Consider the following 21,930-nt stretch of genomic DNA (forward strand, 5'->3'; position numbering starts at 1 on the left):
CCCGCCGCGACCGGACCCGCCCATCACTGACATCGACATCACGCGCAACACCGATCCGTGGTCCCCCATGAACACCCTTGCTGACCTCGATATCCATACCGAAAGCCTGCCGCCACCACCTCGTCGAAGACCCCATCCCCGCCCCAACCGCAAACGCCGCAGACGACAGACCATAACCCTCTAAACACACCAACTCATAGAACCGCCGACGCGTCCGCACCGAATGCCTCACAACAACTCCTCATCAAAGATGTTGCTTCGACCGATTGAGACCGCCGTGGTCGAGGGGTGCGTAGCTCACCGCTCCGGCAGCTGAGACGTGCGTAGGTCACCGCTCTGGGGTGGGGGAGGGGGTAGTGGGTCAGAAGGTGGGGCGCATGCGGATGATCTTGCGACGGAGGCGCACGGTGCGCTCGCCGCTGCGGTCGCGACGGAGGCGGTCGAGCTCCCATCCCTGGAACTCGGCGGCATCGGTCAACATCCGGCACACCGCCTGCCGCGACTGGGTGCGCGAGATCGACATGTTCCAGAACTCGTACTCAACCATGGTGCTCCTCATGAGACATCGGACAAGGCGTCGGCGATCTGTGCCGGCAGTGTGAGGCTCTCCGATCCCAGTGCTTCCTCCAACTGGGCCACCGTACGCGCTCCCACCAGAAGCGCCCCGACACCGGCCCGGTCGCGTGCCCACGCCAGCGCGGTGTGCGTCATCGGCACCCCGAGGCCCTCGGACGCCTTGGCGACGGCATCGACGATGCGCGTCTTCGGGCCCGACAGATAGGCCGAGACGAACGGCTCCCAGTGGGCATCGGCGGCCCGGGAATCTCCCGGGATGCCGCCGCGGTACTTGCCCGTGAGCACGCCGCGGCCCAGTGGAGACCAGGCGAGGACGCTCATGCCCAGATAGTCCGCCGCCGCGATCACATCGGCCTCGGCGCTGCGATTCAGCAAGGAGTACTCCACCTGGGCGCCTACGAGCGGGACACCACCGCCCAGACGCTCGAAGCGGGCATAGGCGAGCGAGGTCTGCCACCCCGAGTAGTTGCTGATACCCGCGTAGCGCACTCGTCCTGACCGCACCGCGTCGTCCAGTGTCGCCATCGCCTCGTCGATCGGCGTCGTCTCGTCGAAGCGATGGATCTGCCACAGGTCGAGATGATCGGTGCCGAGATCGCGCAACGACTGATCGAGCTGGGCGAGCAGGGTCCGGCGTGACGAGTCGCGCACGACCGTCCCGTCGCGATGGGACAAACCGGCCTTGCCGGCGAGCACCACCTGGTCCCGCGCACCGGACTTGGCGAGGAGCCGGCCCAGCAGCTCCTCGGTACGGCCCTCGCCGTAGATCGGTGCCGTGTCCACCAGCGTTCCGCCGCCGTCGAGGAAGGCAGCGAGGAGGTCCTCGGCGACGTAATCGTCGACGATCGTGCCCCACGTCATCGTGCCCAGACCCAGGCGCGAGACTTCCAGTCCGGAGCCACCCAGCCGCCGCATCAACATGCCAGCAGGGTAGCCAGTCGGGCCTGGAGCCGCGTGTAGGCTCGCACGGTGGATTTGCTGCGATCAGTCGTCCTGGGTCTCATCCAGGGGCTCACCGAGTTCCTCCCGATCTCCAGTAGCGCGCATCTGGCGATCTTCCCGCAGCTCTTCGGATGGGGCGATCCGGGTGCCGCGTACACGGCGGTGATCCAGATCGGCACCGAGCTGGCGGTCGTGCTCTACTTCTGGCGCGATATCTGGACCATCGGGTCGGGCTGGGTGCGCGGTGTCTTCTCCGCCGAGGCACGTCGCGCACCCGAATGGCAGATGGGCTGGTTCATCATCATCGGCTCCCTGCCGATCGTGATCCTCGGGCTGCTGCTCGAGGACCTCATCGACCGTGAGTTCCGCAGTCTGTGGATCATCGCGACGACCCTCGTGGTGCTCGGCGTGGTGCTCGGCATCTCCGAGAAGGTCGGACGCAAGAACAGGGCCATCGAGCAGATGACGATGCGACACGCGGTGATGCTCGGCGCGGCTCAGGCCGCGGCTCTCGTGCCGGGCGTGTCCCGCTCCGGCGCCACCATCTCGATGGGGCTCTTCCTCGGCTACGAGCGCCGGGCCGCCACGCGCTACGCCTTCCTGCTCGCCATCCCCGCCGTCGTCGGAGCGGGCGTCTACAAGCTCAAGGACATCCCGGGAGCCGAGAACGCCTACGGCACCGGTCCGACGATCGTGGGCACCGTGGTGTCCTTCGTGGTCGGTCTCGCCGTCATCCACTGGCTTCTGCGCTATGTGAGCACGCGTTCGTACGCGCCGTTCGTGGTCTACCGGATCGTGCTCGGCCTCGCGGTGATGGGACTGCTGGCCGCCGGCGTGCTGTCCGCGTCGTACCTGGCAGTCTGACCCGTGAGCGAGCACCGTTACCCGGACGCGGATCGCGCCGCCGTGTACCGGGTGATCGCCGAGCGCCGGGACATGCGCCATTTCGCCGGGGGAGAGGTGGACCGTGCGACATTGCAGCGCCTGCTCGCGGCCGCGCACCGGGCGCCGAGCGTCGGGCTGATGCAGCCCTGGCGCTTCTGTCGCATCACCGATCCGGGCCTGCGAGCCGCGATCGGCGATCTGGTCCGCGAGGAGACCGAGCTGACCGCCGAGGCGCTGGGCGATCGTGGCGCGGAGTTCTCCCGACTGAAGGTCGAGGGCATCGCCGAGTGTGCCGAGCTGTTGGTGGTGGCGCTCACGGAGGACCGTGAGCGCCACGTCTTCGGACGCCGCACCATGCCGCACATGGATCTGGCCTCGGCGTCGTGCGCCATCCAGAACCTGTGGCTCGCCGCGCGGGCCGAGGGCCTCGGCATGGGATGGGTCTCGCTGTTCGACCCCGAGCGTCTGGGGACACTGCTGGGATTCCCGCCGGGCGCCGAGCCGATCGCCCTGCTCTGCCTCGGCCCGGTGGACGAGTTCTACGCACGGCCGATGCTCGAGGAGACCGGATGGACGACGGCGCAGCCGTTGGAGGAGCTACTCGCCGAGAACGGCTGGCCCGGCGGAGGGGCGCCTACAGCCACCCCGAGCGCTTGAACCGCAGATAGGCGTAGCCACAGCCGATAGCCATGATCACCAGGACGAGCGGGTAGCCGAAGGGCCAGCGCAACTCGGGCATGTCGTGGAAGTTCATCCCGTATATGCCGGCGATCGCGGTGGGTATCGCGAAGAGCGTCGCACCGGCGGTGAGCTTGCGCATGTCGTCGTTCTGTTGGATGGAGAGCTGGGCGAGATGTGCCGAGAGCGCATTGTCCAGCAGGCTGTCGACGGCCTCGATGGCGTCGACGGCGCGCTGCAGATGGCCTGACACGTCGCGGAAGTACGGGCCCGCCTCCCGAGGCGTCACCGCGTCGACCAGACGGGCGAGGGGTTCGCGCAGGGGCAGCACCGCGCGGCGGTACTCCAGGGACTCGCGCTTGAGCCGGTAGATGCGGTTGGAATCGCGGGTGCGCTCCTCGGAGAACACCGATACCTCGACCTCCTCCACATCGGTCTCGAGCTCGGCGGCCACATCGTCGTACCCGTCGACGATGCGGTCGAGCACGGCGTGCAGCACCGAGACCGGGCCGTGACGCAGTCGTTCGGGGTCCGCCTCGAGCTCGGCGCGGGCCTGCGCGAGGGTCGGGCCGCCGTGCCGGACCGTCAGGACGAAGCGGGCGCTGACGCAGACGTCGACCTCGTGGGTCTCCACCTCGTCATCCGCGTAGCTGACACCGCGCAGCGAGACCAGCAGATAGTCGTGATACCGGTCGATCTTGGGGCGCTGGTGCGGTTCGAGGATGTCCTCGACGACCAGCGGATGCAGGCTCAGCGCACGCCCCACATCCTCGATCTCCTCGGGTCCCGGGTCGTCGACGCCGATCCACAGGAACTCGTCGTCTCCAAGGGATTCGACGGCGGAACCCAGGCCTTGGGGGCCGTCGCCCGGATCGACGGTGCGCGCCCGCGCGCCGTCACGGTAGATCGCGCAGTCGATGATCACTCGCTCATTGTGCCCGGATACGCTCGACCCATGCAGAGTTGGCCGTCTCCCGCTGTCCCGTCGCTCGCCGAACGTAGCTACGGGTACGGTCCCGCGGTCCACGTCCACGACTCGGCGACTGGAGCGCTCCAGCAGATCGACCCTCCGGAACGGGCCCGGCTCTACGTCTGCGGCATCACGCCCTATGACGCCACGCATCTCGGTCACGCCAACACGTATCTGGCCTTCGACCTGCTGCAGCGTGTGTGGCGGGATCGCGGCCTGGACGTGGCCTACACCCAGAACGTGACCGATGTCGACGATCCGCTGCTGGAGCGCGCGACCGCGACGGGCATGGATTGGCAGGAGCTCGCTGAGCGGGAGACTCAGCTGTTCCGCGAGGACATGGAGGCGCTGCGGGTGATCGCCCCCGACGACTACGTGGGCGCCGTGGAGGCCATCCCGTCGGTCATCGAGATGGTGGCGGCATTACGTGAGGCCGGTGCCGTCTACGAGGTCGACGGCGATCTGTACTTCGACGTGCATGCCGACGACGCCTTCGGCTCGGTGGGCAACTTCGACGAGACGACGATGCGACGGCTGTTCGGCGAGCGCGGGGGCGACCCCGATCGTCCGGGCAAGCGCGATCCCCTCGACTGTCTCGTCTGGCAGGCGGCGCGTGCCGGCGAGCCGTCGTGGCCGAGCCCGTTCGGCGACGGCCGGCCGGGATGGCACATCGAATGCGCCGCCATCGCCCTGGAGCATCTCGGTCGCACGTTCGATGTGCAGGGCGGCGGCTCGGACCTGGTCTTCCCGCACCACGAGATGAGCGCGGCCGAGGCCGCTGTGGCCACCGGAGCCCCGTTCGCGCGGTACTACGTGCACGGGGGCATGGTCGGCTTCGAGGGCGAGAAGATGTCGAAGTCCAAGGGCAATCTGGTGCTGGTCTCGCGGCTCCGGGCCGATGGTCACGAGCCCGCGGCGATCCGCCTGGCTCTCCTCGCGCACCACTATCGCGGCGACTGGGAGTGGACCGGTGAGCAGATCGACGCCGCGATCGGGCGCCTCAAGACCTGGCGGGCCGCCACCGAGCGTGCCACGGCCCTGCCTGCCGCCGCGGTGATCGCCGAACTGCGTGAGGCGCTGGCCGACGATCTGAACGCGCCCCGGGCCCTTGCCGCCGTCGATGCCTGGGCCGCGGGAGACGGTGACGACCCCGAGGCACCCGCCGACGTCGCGCTGGCGATCGACGCCTTGCTGGGCGTGGACCTGCGCCGATGACGCCGACCCCGGAGCAGCTCTCCGAGCTCGTGGACGCCGGGGACCTCGCGGCGATCTCGCACGCCCTCGACGGCATCGGTATCGCCCAGTCGCTCTCGATCGTGGAGCGACTGCCGGCCGGTTACCGCGCCGTGGTGTTCCGTCTCCTGGACAAGGACGCCGCGATGGCGGTCTTCGAGGCGCTCGATCCGGAGCTGCAGGCCGAGCTCATCGGCGAGCTGCGCGATGACGAGGTACGCGGGCTCTTCGAGGAGCTCGATCCCGAGGAGCGCGTGGAGGTGCTGGACGAGGTGCCGGCCGCCGTCGCCTCCAGGCTGATGCGGGGACTCTCCGGCCCCGAGCAGCAGCTGACCGGCGTCGTGCTGGGATATCCGCCGCGATCTCTCGGCCGGCGCATGTCGCCCGAGTTGGTGCTGCTGCATCCCGCGGACACCGTGCGCGAGTCGCTGCGCCGCATCCGGGCCACGCCGATCCCCACCGACTCCCTCGCGGAGCTGCCGCTGTGCAGTCCTGAGCGCATCCTCCTGGGCATGGTCGACCTCGGGGCGCTGCTCCGCTCGGACCTCGATGCGCCAGTCGCCGAGCTGCAGCGGCGCGGTGTGGCGCTGCATGTGCACGACGATGCCGAGCACGCGGCTGTGCAGGTGGTGGACTCCGGCGCGGCGGTGACCGCTGTCGTCGACGAGGAGGATCGCGTCGTCGGAGTGCTGACCCTGGAGGCCGCCCGCGAGATCCTCGCCGAGGAGGCGGACACCGATGCCGCGCGGAGCGGCGCGACGGAGCCACTGGCGAGGCCGTATCTGGCGACCTCGGTCGTCCGGCTCGCGCGTTCGCGGGTCGTCTGGCTGCTCGTCCTCGCCATCTCGGCGATACTGACCGTCCAGGTGCTCGAGCTGTTCGAGGGCCAGCTCGAGCAGGTGGTCACGCTCGCCCTCTTCATCCCGCTGTTGACCGGCACCGCCGGCAACACCGGCGCCCAGGCGGCGACGACGGTCACCCGCGCGCTTGCCCTCGGGGACGTGCGCACCCGCGATGTACGGCGGATCTTCCTTCGTGAGTCCGCCGTGGGCGTCCTCATGGGGAGTCTGCTGGGCACCTTGGGCTTCGTGCTGGCGGGGGCGGTCTACGGATTCGATCTCGGCTTGGTCATCGGGCTCACGCTGCTGTCCGTCTGCACGATCGCGGCGGCCGTCGGCGGCTGCATGCCGCTCGTCGCCCGGACGTTGCACGCCGACCCGGCGGTGTTCTCGACGCCCTTCATCTCGACCTTCTGCGATGCCTCCGGGCTGGTGGTCTACTTCCTCATCGCCTCGGCAGTGCTCGGCATCTGAGCGGGGGTGTTCGGTGGTTGAGTAGCCGGGCGAGGAACGAGCCCGCGTATCGAAACCTCACCCCGGCGTGGCCTCGATACGCCGCGCCCGCAGAGCGGACGGGGCTACTCGACCACCGAGGATCGGGATCGGTGGTTGAGTAGTGACCGCGAGCGCAGCGAGCTGGTCGCGTATCGAAACCTCACCCCGGCGTGGCCTCGATACGCCGCGCCCGCAGAGCGGACGGGGCTACTCGACCACCGAGGATCGGGATCGGTGGTTGAGTAGTGACCGCGAGCGCAGCGAGCTGGTCGCGTATCGAAACCACCCACCGAACGTGGCCTCGCTCCAGCGACCTCCACTACTCGACCACCGAGGACCGGGCTCAGGAGCCGAGGTCGCGGCGTCGCAGATAGCGCTCGAACTCCCGAGCGATCGCATCGCCGGAGGACTCGGGCGTGTTGCCGGCATCGTGCTCCTCCTCGAGGGACTGCACGTACTCGGCGATCTCGATGTCCTGCTGGGCGATCTCATCGGCCCCGCGCTGCCACGCCGCCGCGAGCTCGCCGAGCTCGCCCGCGGGGAGCGGGGTCCCGAGGGTGTCCTCCAGGGCACCGAGCAGCGCGAAGGTGGCTTTGGGACACGGCGGCTCGGCCAGATAGTGCGGCACCGCCGCCCAGAGCGATGTCGACCCGAAGCCGCCGACGGCCGCCTCGTGCGCGACGACCCCGGTGATGCCGACCGGACCGCTGTAGGCGGACGACGCGACCGCGAGCTTCTCGGCGATGACGGGAGAGGTCGACGACCCCGTCAACGGCACCGTCCTGGTGTGCGGAGTGTCGGCCAGCAGCGCTCCGAGGCACACGATGTCCCGGACTCCGGACATCGTCGCCAGCTCCAGGATCGCCCGAGTGAACGCGCGCCAGCGCAGATGCGGCTCGGGGGCGCGCAACAGGAGCACGTCGCGGTCGCCGTGCGGCGGCCTCGCCAGATACACGGTCGGCGTCGGCCAGTCGATGCGCCGGGCGTCGTCCGCGCCCCGAATGATCGGGCGGGTCTCCTGGAAGTCGTAGTAGTCGTCACCGTCGAACTCGGCGTAGACCTCCGCGTCCCACTCGTCGATGAGGTGCGCGATGACGTCGCTGGAGGCGTCGGCGGCGTCGTTCCAGCCTTCGAACGCGGCGACGAGCCACGGGTCCCGCAAGGTGTCATTCGAGTTCGCAGTCACGAGATCAGCCTAGGCCGTAGGAGCCGCGGACTCACGCGACTCCCTCAGTCCTCGTCGGGCTGGTAGCCCAAGTTCGGCGAGAGCCACCGCTCCGCCTCGGCCATCGTCCATCCCTTGCGGTGCGCGTAGTCCTCGACCTGGTCACGGCCGATCCGGCCGAGGACGAAGTACTGCGACTGCGGGTGCGAGAAGTAGAAGCCGCTGACCGAGGCGCCCGGCCACATGGCCATGCTCTCGGTCAGCTCGATGCCCGCCGTCTTCTCGACATCGAGCAGTTCCCAGAGCGTCTGCTTCTCGGTGTGCTCGGGGCAGGCCGGATAGCCCGGAGCCGGGCGGATGCCGTCGTACTGCTCCTTGATGAGCTCGGTATTGGTGAGCTTCTCATCGGGGGAGTAGCCCCAGAACTCGACGCGGACGCGCTCGTGCAGTCGTTCGGCGAAGGCCTCCGCGAGCCGGTCGGCGAGCGACTCGAGAAGGATCGCGCTGTAGTCGTCGAGCTCGGCCTTGAACTGCGCCACCTTGTCGCCGCTGCCCAGACCCGCGGTGACGGCGAAGGCGCCGATGTGGTCGGCGAGCCCGGTGTCGCGCGGCGCCACGAAGTCCGCGAGCGAACGATGCGGGACGCCGGCGCGGTGCTCGGTCTGCTGACGGAGATGGTGCAGCGTCGCGAGGACCTCGGTACGGGACTCGTCGGCGTACACCTGGGTGGAGTCGCCGTCACCGGCAGCCGGGAACAGTCCGAACACGGCGTTGGCGGTCAGCCACTGTCCCTCGATCAGCTCGTCGAGCATCCGCTGGGCGTCGTCCCACAGCTTGCGCGCGGCTTCGCCGCTGGCCGGGTTGTTCAGGATGTCGGGGAACGAGCCCTTCATCTCCCACGCGTTGAAGAACGGCTGCCAGTCGATGTAGTCGCGCAGTTCGTCCAGCGGGTAGTCCGACAGCACGTGGATACCGGGAGCCGCCGGCACGGGCGGCGTGTAGTCGCTCCAGTCGAGCGGACTCGCATCGGCACGCGCCTCGGCGATCGGCAGCATCGGCCGGGCATCGCGCTTGGCGGCGTGCCGCTCGCGCAGCGAGGCGTAGTCGGCCTCGACCTCGGCCAGGAGGGTCTGGCGGCGCTCGTCGGAGAGCAGATTGGCGACGACCGGCACCGATCGCGACGCGTCCTTGACCCACACGACGGGGCCGTCGTACTTCTGCGAGACCTTGACGGCGGTGTGAGCACGCGAGGTGGTGGCGCCGCCGATGAGCAAGGGGATGTCGAGCCCCTGGCGCTGCATCTCGCCGGCGAAGCTCTCCATCTCGTCCAGCGACGGCGTGATGAGCCCGGACAGGCCGATGATGTCGGCCCGGTGCTCCTTGGCGGCATCGAGGATCTTCTGTGCGGGCACCATCACCCCGAGGTCGATCACGTCGTAGTTGTTGCACTGCAACACGACGCCGACGATGTTCTTGCCGATATCGTGCACGTCACCCTTGACGGTCGCCATGATCACGGTGCCGTTGCTGCGGGCCGCCTCCTCCGCGCTCTGCCCGGCCTCGATGAAGGGAATCAGATAGGCGACCGCCTTCTTCATCACGCGCGCGGACTTGACGACCTGCGGCAGGAACATCTTGCCGGAGCCGAACAGATCGCCGACCACGTTCATCCCGCCCATGAGCGGGCCCTCGATGACCTCGATCGGCTGGCCGCCGCGATCGGCGATCAGCTGCCGCAGCTCCTCGGTGTCGGCCTCCACGTGGGCGTCGATTCCCTTGACGAGCGCGTGGGTGATGCGCTCGTCGACCGGAAGCTCACGCCAGGCCTCGGTGGCGGCCTCGACCTGCTCACCGGTGCCGGCGTAGTCGCCGGCGATCTCCAGCAGTCGCTCGGTGGCGTCGTCGCGCCGATTGAGGATGACGTCCTCGATGCGCTCGCGGAGTTCTTCGTCGACCGTGTCGTACGGGACGAGAGCGCCGGCGTTGACGATTCCCATGTCGAGTCCGGCGGCGACCGCGTGGTACAGGAAGACCGCGTGGATCGCCTCGCGGACGGCGTTGTTGCCGCGGAATGAGAAGGAGACATTCGAGATACCGCCGGAGACCAGCGCACCGGGCAGATTCTGCTTGATCCAGCGGGTCGCCTCGATGAAGTCCATGCCGTACTCGGCATGCTCCTCGATACCGGTGGCCACCGCGAAGACGTTGGGGTCGAAGATGATGTCCTCGGACGGGAACCCGACCTCCTCGGTCAGGATGCGGTAGGCACGGCCGCAGATCTCCTGGCGGCGCTGGAGGTTGTCGGCCTGGCCGTCCTCGTCGAAGGCCATGACCACCACGGCGGCGCCGTAACGACGGCAGAGGCGGGCCTCCCGGATGAACTTCTCCTCGCCCTCCTTCATCGAGATGGAGTTGACGATCGGCTTGCCCTGGATCGTCTTGAGCCCGGTCTCGATGACCTCCCACTTCGAGGAGTCGACCATGACGGGGACCCGGCTGATGTCCGGCTCGGAGGCGATGAGCTTGCCGAAGTGGTCCATCGCCGCGACGCCGTCGATCATGCCCTCGTCCATGTTGACGTCGATGACCTGCGCGCCGTTCTCGACCTGCTGGCGCGCGACCTCCAGGGCCGCGGGATAGTCGTCGTCCTTGATGAGGCGGCGGAATCGCGCCGATCCGGTGATATTGGTGCGCTCGCCGATGTTGACGAAGAGCGAGTCCTCGGTGACCACGAACGGTTCGAGGCCGGACAGGCGCAGTGCTTGCTGCCGGGTCGCGGGGACGCGGGGCGCCGCGTCGCTGACCTGGCGCGCGATCTCGGCGATGTGCGCCGGCGTGGTGCCGCAGCAGCCGCCGACCACGTTGACGAAGCCGCTCGCGGCGAAGTCGCGGATGACCGCGGCGGTCTGCTCGGGGAGCTCGTCGTACTCGCCGAAGGCATTCGGCAGGCCGGCGTTCGGGTAACAGGAGACGTAGCAGTCCGCGATCCTCGACAGTTCCGCGACATAGGGACGCATCTCGTCCGCGCCGAGGGCGCAGTTGAGGCCGATGAGCAGCGGCTGCACGTGACGGACCGAGTTCCAGAAGGCCTCGACGGTCTGTCCCGACAGCGTGCGCCCTGAGGCGTCCGTGATCGTGCCGGAGATCACGACGGGCCAACGCCGGTCGTACTCGTCGAAGACCGATTCGATCGCGAAGATCGCGGCCTTGGCGTTGAGGGTGTCGAAGATCGTCTCGACAAACAGCAGATCGGCGCCGCCGTCGACGAGCCCACGGACGGCGGTGGAGTAGGCGTCGACGAGCTCGTCGTAGCTGACATTGCGGGCGGCCGGGTCATTGACGTCCGGAGAGATGGACGCGGTGCGCGTGGTGGGACCGAGCGCGCCGGCGACGAACCGCGGACGACCGGTGTCCTCCGCGACGGCATCGGCCGCGGCGCGGGCGAGCCGGGCGGACTCGTAGTTGAGCTCATAGGCGAGCTCGACCATGTCGTAGTCGCGCAGGGAGATCGCGTTCGCGCTGAAGGTATTGGTCTCGATGATGTCGGCGCCGGCCTCGAGGTACTCGCGGTGGATGCCGCCGATGATGTCGGGCTGCGTCAGCGTGAGCAAATCGTTGTTCCCGCCGACATCGCAGCTCCACGAGGCGAAGCGTTCTCCGCGATAGCCGGCCTCGTCGGGCCGGTCGCGTTGGATCGCGGTGCCCATGGCGCCGTCGAGGACCAGGATGCGCTCGGTCATGAGCGCTCGCAGGGTCTCGGTCGCGTCGGGGCGGTGCAACGAGGGGACGGAAATGGCAGGCACAGCGGCAGAACCTTAGGTGGAGTACGGGTACGTCCAGCCTACGGCGGGCTCGCCTCGGCCACGATGATCGTTCGTTCTCTGGACATCATACGGTGGAGTGGTGACACTTCCTGACGCAGTCCTGTGGGACATGGACGGCACGCTCATCGACACCGAGCCCTTCTGGATCGCCAGCGAGCACGAGCTGGCCGCGGAGCACGACCGGCCGTGGACGGAGGAAGACAGCCTCGCACTCGTCGGCAGCGGCCTGCTCGAGGCGGGCGCCTACATCCGTCGGCGGCTGGACTCCGCGATGACGCCTGAGCAGATCGTCGACTACATGATCGGCCGAGTCACCGCGCGCCTCGGCGAGGGACTGCCGTGGCGGCCCGGCGCTGTCGACCTGGTGCGCGGTTTCACCGACGCGGGCATACCCCAGGCCCTGGTGACGATGTCCTACGCGAGCCTCGCCGCACCCGTGATGGAGGCCCTCGGCTTCGACGTGCTCGTCAGCGGGGATGCCGTCGATCACGCCAAGCCGCATCCCGAGCCTTATCTGCTGGCGGCTCGCCGGCTCGGGGTCGAGCCGCAACGCTGCCTCGCGATCGAGGACTCCAAGACGGGCGCGACATCGGCCAACGCGGCGGGATGCGTCGTGGTGGCCGTGCCGCACGCCGTCAACGTGCCGGAGGCAACGCGCCGGACCATCCTGCGCTCACTCGACGGTCAGACGCCCGGTTCGCTCTGGGCCCTCGCGTCCACCAACTGAAGCTCGGGGAACTCCGGCGGTGTGCCGCCGAACTCCGGACACCGGGACTGGTGCGCGCAGAAACGGCACAGCGGCCCGGTCGACGGCCGGAAATCCTGCCTCTCGATGGAGTCGGCGATCGCCTGCCACAGCGCGGTGAGCCGGCGCTCCGTCACCTGCAGATCCTGTTCCGTCGGTGTGTAGGACAGCACGGACCGGTCGGCGAGGTAGTAGAGCTGCAGGAGTGTCGGCAGCACGCCACGCGTGCGCCAGACGACGAGGGCGTAGAACTTGAGCTGAGACATCGCCCTGTCCTCGAACATCGGCCCGGGGGAGCGCCCGGTCTTGTAGTCGACGACGCGGATCAGGCCCTCCGGAGAGATGTCGATGCGGTCGACGATGCCGTGCAGCGTGAGTCCGGAGTCGAGGGTGTGGGCGACACGCTCCTCGCGAGCCGCGGGCTCGAGCCACCGAGGGTCCTCGACACTGAAGTACGCACCGAGCAGGCCTTCCGCGGAGGTGAGCCACTCGGCCTCGGCCGCGGCATCGGCACCGCTGTCGAACAGGTCGGTCAGCCGAGGATCCTCCTCGCGGATCGACTGCCATTGGTCGGGCAGGAGCTCGCGGGCGCGCTCAAGGGTGCGCTCGGGCGCGGGTACGTCGAACAGTGCCTCGAGCACGGCGTGCACGAGCGTGCCCCGGGCCGCGACGGGATCGGCCGGCTCCGGGAGGCGGTCGATGGTGCGGAAGCGGTAAAGCAGCGGGCAGGTGGTGAAGTCGCCCGCGCGGCTCGGCGACAACGACCGCTTGACGGCACGTGGGGCGGCAGGCGCCTCCACCACCCTCATGGTTCCCTCGCTCCGCTCGGTCATGGTTCCCTCGCTTCGCTCGGTCATGCGATCCACGGTACGGCCGGCCGCCGACAGTTCCGCGATGCCGCGCGGGAGGTCTGTACCGTAGTGCCCGTGAGCGAGCGACGTCCCCGGGGTGCCTGGCGCATCGGTCGCATCGCCGGCGCGGACATCCTCATCCGTCCGTCTCTGCTCGTCATGGGTGTCCTGCTGGTCATCGTGTTCGCGCCGCAGTTCGAACGGCTCGGCGGCAATCCCTACGCGGTAGCGGGAGTCTTCGTCGCCTCGCTCTACGCATCGATCCTGCTGCACGAGATCGCCCATGTGGTCGCGGCGCGCGCTTTCGGCATGCGCGTTCCTTCGGTGACGTTGCATCTGCTCGGGGGCGAGACCCACCTGGAGGGCGAGTCCCGCTCGCCGACTCAGGAATTCGTCACGGCGATCGTCGGACCACTCGCCTCCCTGGTCGTCGGCGTGGCCGCCTGGTGGTCTGCCCTCCAGCTTCCCTCCGGACTGGTCTATGCCGTGCTGTGGTCGGTCGGCTTCATCAACATCCTCGTCGCGGGCTTCAACATGCTGCCCGGCCTCCCGCTCGACGGCGGCCGGGTGTTCCGGGCCCTGATCTGGGGAGCGACCGGATCGGAGTCCCGTGGCGTGCTGGCAGCCGGATGGCTCGGACGACTCGCCGCCGTCGGACTGGTGGTCTGGGCGGTACTGACCGTGGACCGGCTCGAGCCCTTCCACCTCACCCGTGCCCTGCTGTTCGGCGTCGTGGCGATCTTCCTCTGGCAAGGGTCCTCCGGCGCGCTGGCGCACGGTCGCCGGCTCACCCGCGTCGACCGGATCGTCGCCCGGGACCTGGCGGTCGACGCCGAGCCGCCCCCGGAGGCCATCGCCCTCCCCGCGAGCCTGTCGGGACGCCGCCTTCTGATCGCCATGGTCGAGCACCCGGCCCGCGTGTACGCGCTCGTGGAGCCGGACGGTACCGTCGTCGGTCGGCTCGACGCCGCCAGCGTCGACCGTGCCTATCGAGAGGAGATGCGGTGACCGGCCCGCGACGCAGTGGTCCCTTCGGCGAAGGAGACTGGGTGCGCCTCACCGACCCCAAGGGTCGCCGCCACAACATCCAACTCGTCCCCGGACGCGAGTTCTCCACCAAGAAGGGGCAGATCCGTCACGACGATATCCTCGGGCAGCCCGAGGGCATCGTCGTCGAGACGGCGCTCGGACACCCGTACCAGGCCTTCCGGCCGCTGCTGTTCGAGTACGTCGTCTCGATGCCCCGAGGCGCGGCGATCATCTATCCCAAGGACGCCGCGCAGATCGTGGCGATGGCCGATATCTTCCCGGGCGCTCGCGTCGTCGAGGCGGGAGCCGGGTCGGGAAGCCTCACCACCTATCTGCTGCGTGCCGTGGGCGATGACGGCCGGGTCGGCTCGTACGAGTTGCGTGAGGACTTCGCGGAGACCGCCCGGCGCAATGTCGAACAGGTCATGGGAGAGGAGCCGGCCAACTGGTCGCTCACCGTCGGTGACGTCCGCGAGACGATGAGCGAGACCGAGGTCGACCGGCTGATCCTGGACATGGTCGACCCCTGGAGCTGCGTGCCGCTCGCCGTCGAACGGCTGGTGCCCGGGGGCATCGTGTGCGCCTATGTGGCCACCACGACCCAGCTGTCCCGATTCGTCGAGACGTTGCGCGCGGACGGTGGCTTCACCGAGCCTCATGCCTGGGAGACCCTCGTCCGCGACTGGCATCTCGAGGGGCTCGCGGTGCGCCCGGACCACAAGATGAACGGCCACACCGCGTTCCTGGTGACCGCGCGGCGGATGGCCCCCGGCCACCGTTCGATCGGCAAGTCCCGCAGACCCGCTCCCGGTGCGTACGGCCCGGACTACCTCGGACCCCGCCCCGCCGACCTCGACGACTGATCACGCACGGTCGGGTGGGCGATGAAGCATGTGCTTTCGTGGTCGCCCCGGCCGCCACGCACGCACATCCTTCGTCGAGCCGGGACCGAGGATGTGCTTCGGCGGTCGCGATGACCACCACCGAGGCGCATCCTTCGTCGTCGCGGGCTGGGTTCGTCGTCGTGGGTCGAGTTGCGAAGGAGCGGCGCGTCGAAGGGGGCGAAGGCCACCGCGATACGGGTAATGTCGGGTACACCGAACAGGAGGTGACCCCATGAACACCGAGCAGTTCAATTCCGGCGGGTCCGACGAGGTGGCCTTCTTGCGTGCCGAGCTCGAGCAGCTGCGCCGACGACTCGCCTCCTCCGGGGCGAGTGACCGGCGGGTCTCCGAGCTCGAGGCCAAGCTCGCCTCGTCCGACGCGCAGAACCAGCGCCTGAGCTCGACACTGCGCGAGGCACGCGATCAGATCATGTCCCTCAAGGAGGAGGTCGACCGGCTGGCTCAGCCGCCGACCGGATTCGGCACCTTCCTGCAGCACAATGACGACGAGACGGTCGATGTCTTCACCGGCGGCCGCAAACTGCGCGTCAATGTCAGCCCGGCGGTCGACCGCGATGATCTGCGCAAGGGTCAGGAGGTCATCCTCAACGAGGCCATGAACGTCGTCGCCGCGCTGGACTTCGAGTCCGTCGGCGAGGTGGTCATGCTCAAAGAGCTCCTCGAGGACGGCGACCGCGCCCTCGTCATCGGTCACGCGGATGAGGAGCGCGTCGTCCGGCTGGCCGAGAGCCTCGTGGGCACGCGGCTGCGTGCCGGTGACACCCTGCTGGTCGACAACCGGTCCAACTACGTCTTCGAGCGGATCCCCAAGAGCGAGGTCGAGGAGCTCGTCCTCGAAGAGGTCCCCGATATCGACTACACCAGCATCGGCGGGCTCGCCGGCCAGATCGAGAACATCCGCGACGCCGTCGAGCTGCCGTATCTGTATCCGGAGGTCTTCGTCGAGCACGAGCTCAAGCCGCCGAAGGGTGTCCTGCTCTACGGGCCGCCGGGCTGCGGCAAGACGATGATCGCCAAGGCCGTGGCGTCGAGCCTGGCCAAGAAGGTCACCGAGAAGACGGGGGAGGAGGGTCGCTCCTACTTCCTCAACATCAAGGGACCCGAATTGCTCAACAAGTACGTGGGCGAGACCGAGCGGCACATCAGGCTGGTCTTCCAACGCGCCCGTGAGAAGGCCGGCGAGGGCACCCCGGTGATCGTGTTCTTCGACGAGATGGACTCGCTGTTCCGCACCCGTGGCTCCGGCGTGTCGTCCGATGTCGAGAACACGATCGTGCCGCAGCTGCTGAGCGAGATCGACGGCGTCGAAGGGTTGGAGAACGTGCTGGTCATCGGCGCCTCGAACCGTGAGGACATGATCGACCCGGCGATCCTGCGCCCCGGACGGCTCGACGTCAAGATCAAGATCGAACGCCCCGATGCCGAGGCCGCCCGCGATATCTTCAGCAAGTACCTGACCGATCGGCTGCCGCTGCACGCCGACGACGTCGCCGAATGGGGTGGCGATCGCACGGCCTGCGTCCAGGGCATGATCCAGCGCACGGTCGAGCGCATGTACACCGAGAGCGAGGACAACCAGTTCCTCGAGGTCACCTACGCCGGCGGCGACAAGGAGATCCTGTACTTCAAGGACTTCAACTCCGGCGCGATGATCCAGAACATCGTCGACCGTGCCAAGAAGATGGCCATCAAGGACCTCCTCGAACACGATCAGCGGGGCTTGCGGGTGCAGCACCTGATGCAGGCCTGCGTCGACGAGTTCAAGGAGAACGAGGACCTCCCGAACACCACCAATCCCGACGACTGGGCCCGTATCTCGGGCAAGAAGGGTGAGCGGATCGTGTTCATCCGCACGCTCATCACCGGCAAGGGCGGCAACGAACCGGGTCGCTCGATCGACACGGTCGCCAACACGGGGCAGTACCTCTGAGTCTCCCTCTGCGCGTCACGACCTATGACGCGCCCGATGTCGCACTGATGACCGCGGAGGTCCAGGAGGAGTGCCGCCGACGTTACGGAGGCCCGGACGGGGACGCCTCGCCGATCGACCCGGCCGAGTTCGTGCTGCCCCGCGGCATGTTCCTCGCGGGATACGTCGACGGTGCGGTCGCGGCGATGGGCGGCTGGCGTCGCGGTGGCCCGGCGGGGCCGAGCGATGCCGAGATCAAGCGCATGTACGTGCGTCCCGCCCTGCGGGGCCGCGGATACTCCCGCGTCGTTCTCACGGAGCTGGAACGGACTGCGGCGGCCGCGGGGATCACGCGGCTCGTGCTGGAGACCGGCCTCGAACAGCCCGAGGCGATCGCGCTCTACCGCTCGTGCGGCTATGAGTCGGTCGAGCCGTTCGGGTTCTATGCGGGCTACGACGACAGCGTGCACCTCGCCAAGCGTCTCGAATCGGCACAGTCGGCATCCGTCACGCCCTGAGGGCCTGCTTGCGGAGCCTCTAAGAGGTCGCGCCGGTTAGTGAGCTTGTTTCTCGGTGGTCGAGTGCGACCGAGGGACGAGGGAGCGTATCTTTCTCGGTGGTCGAGTGCGACCGAGGGACGAGGGAGCGTATCTTTCTCGGTGGTCGAGTGCGACCGAGGGACGAGGGAGCGTATCGAGACCACATCCCGGCGTGATTTCGCTCCGTGACGGCTACGCCTCTGTTGTCACGGCTCCAACGCCGCTCGTTCCACCCCGCAAGCGGGAGGTGCCCCCAGCGGCTACTCAATCATCGAGATGCCCTGACTACTGGAGCAACCTCTAAGCTGGCGATGTGACGGTCCGACGTATCCAGGGCAGCGAGGTCGAGTACGGCATCGCTGTGCAAGGCCAGCCCCAGGCCAACCCGATGATCGCGGCGACCCACGTCGTGAACGCCTACGCGGCGGCGCACGGCCTGACCCGTCGCGCGCAGTGGGACTACGAGGAGGAGAGCCCGCTGCGCGACGCCCGCGGCTTCGATCTCTCCCGGGAGGCCGCGGACCCCTCGCAGCTGACCGACGAGGATCTCGGTCTGGCCAATATCATCCTCACCAACGGTGCCCGGCTCTACGTGGACCACGCCCATCCGGAGTACTCGAGTCCCGAGGTCACCACACCCCTCGATGTCGTGCGGTGGGAGCGCGCCGGCGAACACGTCATGCGCCGCGGCGCTGAGCTGGCGGCGCAGATCTCCGGTGTCGCGCCGATCGTGCTGTACAAGAACAATATCGACAACAAGGGTGCCTCCTACGGCTCGCACGAGAACTACCTCATGCGCCGCGATGTCCCATTCGTCCAGATCATCCGGCATCTCACGCCGTTCTTTGCCTCTCGGGCGATCATCTGCGGCTCCGGCAGGGTCGGCCAGCAGCAGGACGGCTCGGTGCACGCCTTCCAGCTCAGCCAGCGAGCCGACTACCTCGAGGAGCAGGTCGGGCTGGAGACCACCTTGAAGCGCCCGATCATCAACACGCGCGACGAGCCTCACGCCGACCCCAAGAAGTACCGCCGGCTGCACGTGATCGTGGGCGACGCCAATCTGGCGGATGTCTCGATCTTCCTCAAACACGGCACCACCTCGCTCGTGCTGGCGATGATCGAGGACGAGTTCCTGATCGACGAGGAGGTCGAGCTGGCCGATCCGGTCGCCGCGGTCCACGCCATCTCGCATGATCCGACGCTGCGCGCCACCGTCGAGCTCGCCGACGGTCGCCGGCTGACGGCCCTGGACCTGCAGTGGTTCTATCTGGAGAAGGCTCGTGCCTATGTCGACAAACTGGGCGATGACGATCCCGAGCCCGAGCAGACCATCGCCGTGCTGGATCGCTGGGAGAGCGTCCTGACGCGGCTCGGACGAGACCCCTTCGAGTGCTCGCGCGAGATCGACTGGGTCGCCAAGCTCTCGTTGCTGGAGCAGTACCGCGAACGTGACGGCCTGGACTGGGATCACGCCAAGTTGCACCTGGTGGACCTGCAGTATCACGACATCCGCCTCGACAAGGGGCTGTTCTACCGTCTCGACCGCGCCGGACGCATCGATCGCCTCGTCGACGATGCGACGATCGAGGCGGCGGTAACGGCTCCGCCTCGCGACACACGCGCCTACTTCCGTGGGCGTTGCCTCGAGAGATTCAGCTCGTCGGTGGCGGCGGCATCATGGGATTCGGTGATCTTCGACCTGCCCGGTCACGACTCCCTGCAACGTGTCCCGATGATGGAGCCGCTACGGGGAACAGCCGAGCACGTCGAGGCGTTGTTCGAGCAGAGCCGGGATGCCGGCGAGCTGTTCAGCGCCATCACCGGAGGGTGACGGCTCGAGCCGCTGCGAGGACGCTGCGGTCTCGGGGGAGATTGGACTAAGGTGACGATATGGCCGAGCACCAGCACAAGAGCACGCGTAAGAGCGCCGAGGAGACCGACGAGGTCACCGAGTCGACCGTGGATGCCGAGCGCAAGGAGAAGCTCGACGACGATGTCGATTCCATCCTCGATGAGATCGACGACGTGCTGGAGGAGAACGCCGAGGAGTTCGTGCGCAGCTTCGTCCAGAAGGGTGGCGAATGAGCGAGCGCAGCGGCCGATTGGACGGTGCCTTCGGCGCGGTCGGTAGTTCCTCGTTCACGGAGTTCCTGACGAGCCACTCGCCGCAGCTCCTGCCCGGAGCGCAGGGAGTGTCGGCAGGTCAGCTCGAGGCCGCCCACGGCACCACCATCGTCGCGGCGACCTTCGAGGGAGGCGTCGTCATGGGCGGCGACCGGCGCGCGACCATGGGCAATGTGATCGCTCAGCGTGATATCCAGAAGGTCTTCGCCACCGACGAGTACTCGTGCGTCGGCATCGCCGGGACCGCCGGGATAGCCGTGGAGATGACCCGTCTCTTCCAGGTGGAGCTCGAGCACTACGAGAAGATCGAGGGGACGACCCTCTCGACCGACGGCAAGGCGAACCGTCTCGCGGCGCTCATCCGCGGCAATCTGGGCATGGCGATGCAGGGACTGGCCGTCGTGCCGCTGTTCGCCGCCTTCGATCTGGAGCGCGAGGGCGGCCGGATCTTCGCCTTCGACGTGACGGGTAACAAGAACGAGGAGCGCACCTTCCACTCGGTGGGCTCGGGCTCGACCTTCGCGCGCGGATCGCTGAAGAAGCTGTACCGGCCGGGCATGTCCGAGTCCGAGGCCGTCACGGCGGTCATCCAAGCTCTGTACGACGCCGCCGATGACGACACCGCCACCGGCGGTCCCGACCTGACGCGCCGGATCTTCCCGCTGATCTCGGTGATCACCGCCGACGGCTACCGTGCCTGGGACGAAGCGGCCACCGCACGGATCGCCGACGAGGTGATCGGCGGGCGGATGCACCGTCCCGACGGCCCCGCCGCTCCGTTGACCGAGGGAGGGGAGTCGCGATGACAGCGCCGTTCTATGTCTCGCCCGAGCAACTGATGAAGGATCGGGCGGATTTCGCCCGCAAGGGGATCGCCCGCGGGCGATCCGTGGTGGTCATCCGCTATGTCGACGGCATCGTGCTCGTCGCGGAGAACCCGTCGCGTGCGCTGCACAAGGTCAGCGAGATCTACGACCGCATCGGCTTCGCCGCGGTCGGGCGCTACAACGAGTTCGAGAACCTGCGCATCGCCGGCGTCCGCCTGGCCGATATCCGCGGTTACTCCTACGATCGCCGCGATGTCACCGGCCGCAGCCTCGCGAATGCCTATGCCCAGACACTCGGCACGATCTTCTCCTCCGGGGCGGAGAAGCCCTATGAGGTCGAGATCTTCGTCGCCGAGGTGGGCGACGACGCCACCGAGGACCAGATCTACCGACTCACCTATGACGGCTCTGTGGCCGATGTCCAGGGATTCGGCGTCATGGGCGGCCAGAGTGAGAATGTCGAGGCCTATCTGCGGGAGAACTACGCCGCCGACCAGGACCTCACGACGACCCTGCGGCTGGCGGCGACCGCCCTCGGCCAGGACGGCAACGGCGGACGGCAGATCCCGGCACAGGATCTCGAGGTCGCGGTCCTGGACCGTACCCGCACCCAGCCGCGAAAGTTCAAGCGACTCGCCGACCGCCAGGTGGCCGAAGCACTGAACTGATCACCCACGCTCGCCGAGGCGCGGTGAGGTCGCGGGCTTGCGATGGCTCCATTAGTCGGTCGCTGAGCGACCTCCTTGGCGAGCGGGTGTCTCGTTCGCCAGTGAAGGCGCTCTGCGCCTGAGCGTGAGGGGTCCGAGGAACGAGGACCCCGAGGCGTAGCGAGATCGAATGCTTGCGTCATCCGCCTCGGGCTCCGCCTTCCGTCGCGGCTACGGCCCTTCAGCGATGGCTCCATTAGTCGGTCGCTGAGCGACCTCCTTGGCGGCTACTGCTCAATTTGCCACAGCGTGCTGTCGTCCTCGACGCGGGTGCCCGGACCAGAACGGACGAGTTGACGCTTCTTTCCGTGGGTCCAGCCGTGGATGCGCTTCTCGCGGGCGTAGGCGTCGGTGATGCGCTCGTACTCCTCGTAGTAGACGAGTCGTACCGGTTGGCGGCGCCGCGTATAGGCGGCACCCTCACCGGATTGGTGCTGTCGTAGGCGCGCGCGGACATCCCAAGTGGAGCCGGTATAGAAGGTGCCGTCCGCGCAGGTGAGAACGTAGGTGAAAGGCATTTCCCCATCGTCGCGGATTCAGGTGACACGCCGCGGGGTCTGTCCACAGGCGGACGATTCCCCGCTCGCCAGCGAAGGCGTTTAGCGCCTGAGCGTGAGGGGTCCGAGGGACGAGGACCCCGAGGCGTGGTGAGGTCGCGGGCTTGCGTTACCCGCCTCGGGCTCCGCC

At 68.1% G+C, this 21,930-nt stretch carries 20 protein-coding genes; 13 read left to right on the forward strand and 7 right to left on the reverse strand.

The window, feature by feature from the left end:
- Positions 1-361 precede the first annotated feature (361 nt).
- On the reverse strand, positions 362-547 hold the full coding sequence (locus JL108_RS03430; RefSeq protein ID WP_143912176.1) for a DUF5703 family protein: 186 nt from the start codon (positions 545-547) through the stop codon (positions 362-364).
- Between the two features lie 8 nt (positions 548-555).
- Positions 556-1,497, reverse strand: coding sequence for an aldo/keto reductase (locus tag JL108_RS03435; protein WP_205197079.1), 942 nt, complete (start codon positions 1,495-1,497; stop codon positions 556-558).
- 48 nt (positions 1,498-1,545) lie between these two features.
- On the opposite strand from JL108_RS03435, the gene JL108_RS03440 reads away from it, so the two are divergent.
- Together JL108_RS03440 and bluB are read left to right on the forward strand one after the other, a co-directional pair.
- Positions 1,546-2,382 carry an undecaprenyl-diphosphate phosphatase gene (locus tag JL108_RS03440; protein ID WP_143912179.1) on the forward strand — a complete coding sequence of 279 codons (837 nt, stop codon included), beginning with the start codon at positions 1,546-1,548 and terminating at the stop codon, positions 2,380-2,382.
- 3 nt (positions 2,383-2,385) lie between these two features.
- Positions 2,386-3,060, forward strand: coding sequence for a 5,6-dimethylbenzimidazole synthase (bluB, locus tag JL108_RS03445; protein WP_205197081.1), 675 nt, complete (start codon positions 2,386-2,388; stop codon positions 3,058-3,060).
- Here bluB and corA read toward each other — a convergent pair.
- Positions 3,038-4,006 carry a magnesium/cobalt transporter CorA gene (gene corA, locus JL108_RS03450; RefSeq protein ID WP_205197083.1) on the reverse strand — a complete coding sequence of 323 codons (969 nt, stop codon included), beginning with the start codon at positions 4,004-4,006 and terminating at the stop codon, positions 3,038-3,040. The two genes, bluB and corA, sit on opposite strands and share 23 nt — an antisense overlap.
- Positions 4,007-4,036: 30 nt before the next feature.
- On the opposite strand from corA, the gene mshC reads away from it, so the two are divergent.
- Entirely contained in the window at positions 4,037-5,266 is a 1,230-nt protein-coding gene (gene mshC / locus JL108_RS03455; protein ID WP_205197088.1) for a cysteine--1-D-myo-inosityl 2-amino-2-deoxy-alpha-D-glucopyranoside ligase, read from the forward strand.
- A complete protein-coding gene (mgtE, locus tag JL108_RS03460) occupies positions 5,263-6,597 on the forward strand; it encodes a magnesium transporter (RefSeq protein WP_205197090.1) in 1,335 nt (444 codons plus the stop codon). Before mshC ends, mgtE begins: the two co-directional genes overlap by 4 nt.
- A 364-nt stretch (positions 6,598-6,961) precedes the next feature.
- Here mgtE and JL108_RS03465 read toward each other — a convergent pair whose 3' ends face one another.
- Together JL108_RS03465 and metH are read right to left on the reverse strand one after the other, a co-directional pair.
- Positions 6,962-7,804, reverse strand: coding sequence for a PAC2 family protein (locus JL108_RS03465; protein WP_205197092.1), 843 nt, complete (start codon positions 7,802-7,804; stop codon positions 6,962-6,964).
- 44 nt (positions 7,805-7,848) lie between these two features.
- Positions 7,849-11,523: a methionine synthase gene (metH, locus tag JL108_RS03470; RefSeq protein WP_205197214.1), complete on the reverse strand. Its 3,675-nt coding sequence runs from the start codon at positions 11,521-11,523 to the stop codon at positions 7,849-7,851.
- Positions 11,524-11,686: 163 nt separating this feature from the next.
- Between metH and JL108_RS03475 the strand changes: the two genes are divergently transcribed.
- A complete protein-coding gene (locus tag JL108_RS03475; protein WP_143912224.1) occupies positions 11,687-12,334 on the forward strand; it encodes an HAD family phosphatase in 648 nt (215 codons plus the stop codon).
- Here the strand turns inward: JL108_RS03475 and JL108_RS03480 are convergent.
- Positions 12,292-13,209, reverse strand: coding sequence for a PD-(D/E)XK nuclease family protein (locus tag JL108_RS03480; protein WP_240190603.1), 918 nt, complete (start codon positions 13,207-13,209; stop codon positions 12,292-12,294). The genes JL108_RS03475 and JL108_RS03480 overlap by 43 nt on opposite strands.
- Before the next feature lie 69 nt (positions 13,210-13,278).
- On the opposite strand from JL108_RS03480, the gene JL108_RS03485 reads away from it, so the two are divergent.
- From JL108_RS03485 to prcA, 8 genes are all read left to right on the forward strand, one after another.
- Positions 13,279-14,211 carry a site-2 protease family protein gene (locus JL108_RS03485; protein ID WP_205197094.1) on the forward strand — a complete coding sequence of 311 codons (933 nt, stop codon included), beginning with the start codon at positions 13,279-13,281 and terminating at the stop codon, positions 14,209-14,211.
- Positions 14,208-15,095, forward strand: a complete 888-nt coding sequence (locus tag JL108_RS03490) for a tRNA (adenine-N1)-methyltransferase (RefSeq protein WP_205197096.1) — start codon at positions 14,208-14,210, stop codon at positions 15,093-15,095. Before JL108_RS03485 ends, JL108_RS03490 begins: the two co-directional genes overlap by 4 nt.
- Before the next feature lie 253 nt (positions 15,096-15,348).
- Positions 15,349-17,067, forward strand: a complete 1,719-nt coding sequence (arc, locus tag JL108_RS03495) for a proteasome ATPase (protein WP_205197098.1) — start codon at positions 15,349-15,351, stop codon at positions 17,065-17,067.
- Between the two features lie 47 nt (positions 17,068-17,114).
- Positions 17,115-17,564: a GNAT family N-acetyltransferase gene (locus tag JL108_RS03500; RefSeq protein ID WP_205197100.1), complete on the forward strand. Its 450-nt coding sequence runs from the start codon at positions 17,115-17,117 to the stop codon at positions 17,562-17,564.
- A gap of 334 nt (positions 17,565-17,898) precedes the next feature.
- Positions 17,899-19,416: a depupylase/deamidase Dop gene (gene dop, locus JL108_RS03505; RefSeq protein ID WP_143912236.1), complete on the forward strand. Its 1,518-nt coding sequence runs from the start codon at positions 17,899-17,901 to the stop codon at positions 19,414-19,416.
- Between the two features lie 59 nt (positions 19,417-19,475).
- On the forward strand, positions 19,476-19,670 hold the full coding sequence (locus tag JL108_RS03510) for a ubiquitin-like protein Pup (RefSeq protein ID WP_205197101.1): 195 nt from the start codon (positions 19,476-19,478) through the stop codon (positions 19,668-19,670).
- Positions 19,667-20,515, forward strand: coding sequence for a proteasome subunit beta (gene prcB / locus JL108_RS03515; RefSeq protein ID WP_143912239.1), 849 nt, complete (start codon positions 19,667-19,669; stop codon positions 20,513-20,515). The genes JL108_RS03510 and prcB overlap by 4 nt, the downstream gene beginning before the upstream one ends.
- Positions 20,512-21,204: a proteasome subunit alpha gene (prcA, locus tag JL108_RS03520; RefSeq protein WP_205197103.1), complete on the forward strand. Its 693-nt coding sequence runs from the start codon at positions 20,512-20,514 to the stop codon at positions 21,202-21,204. The genes prcB and prcA overlap by 4 nt, the downstream gene beginning before the upstream one ends.
- Before the next feature lie 266 nt (positions 21,205-21,470).
- Here prcA and JL108_RS03525 read toward each other — a convergent pair whose 3' ends face one another.
- Positions 21,471-21,761 carry a GIY-YIG nuclease family protein gene (locus JL108_RS03525; RefSeq protein WP_143912243.1) on the reverse strand — a complete coding sequence of 97 codons (291 nt, stop codon included), beginning with the start codon at positions 21,759-21,761 and terminating at the stop codon, positions 21,471-21,473.
- Positions 21,762-21,930 lie beyond the last annotated feature (169 nt).

The sequence above is a fragment of the Aeromicrobium sp. YIM 150415 genome (assembly GCF_016918125.1).
Lineage (GTDB): Bacteria > Actinomycetota > Actinomycetes > Propionibacteriales > Nocardioidaceae > Aeromicrobium > Aeromicrobium piscarium.

Coding starts and splice junctions, on each gene's coding strand:
- JL108_RS03430 (WP_143912176.1), bottom strand. CDS start 547: ATGGTTGAGTACGAGTTCTGGAACATGTCGATCTCGCGCACCCAGTCG.
- JL108_RS03435 (WP_205197079.1), bottom strand. CDS start 1,497: ATGTTGATGCGGCGGCTGGGTGGCTCCGGACTGGAAGTCTCGCGCCTG.
- mshC (WP_205197088.1), top strand. CDS start 4,037: ATGCAGAGTTGGCCGTCTCCCGCTGTCCCGTCGCTCGCCGAACGTAGC.
- mgtE (WP_205197090.1), top strand. CDS start 5,263: ATGACGCCGACCCCGGAGCAGCTCTCCGAGCTCGTGGACGCCGGGGAC.
- metH (WP_205197214.1), bottom strand. CDS start 11,523: ATGACCGAGCGCATCCTGGTCCTCGACGGCGCCATGGGCACCGCGATC.
- JL108_RS03480 (WP_240190603.1), bottom strand. CDS start 13,209: ATGACCGAGCGAAGCGAGGGAACCATGACCGAGCGGAGCGAGGGAACC.
- arc (WP_205197098.1), top strand. CDS start 15,349: ATGAACACCGAGCAGTTCAATTCCGGCGGGTCCGACGAGGTGGCCTTC.
- JL108_RS03500 (WP_205197100.1), top strand. CDS start 17,115: ATGACCGCGGAGGTCCAGGAGGAGTGCCGCCGACGTTACGGAGGCCCG.
- JL108_RS03510 (WP_205197101.1), top strand. CDS start 19,476: ATGGCCGAGCACCAGCACAAGAGCACGCGTAAGAGCGCCGAGGAGACC.
- prcB (WP_143912239.1), top strand. CDS start 19,667: ATGAGCGAGCGCAGCGGCCGATTGGACGGTGCCTTCGGCGCGGTCGGT.
- prcA (WP_205197103.1), top strand. CDS start 20,512: ATGACAGCGCCGTTCTATGTCTCGCCCGAGCAACTGATGAAGGATCGG.
- JL108_RS03525 (WP_143912243.1), bottom strand. CDS start 21,761: ATGCCTTTCACCTACGTTCTCACCTGCGCGGACGGCACCTTCTATACC.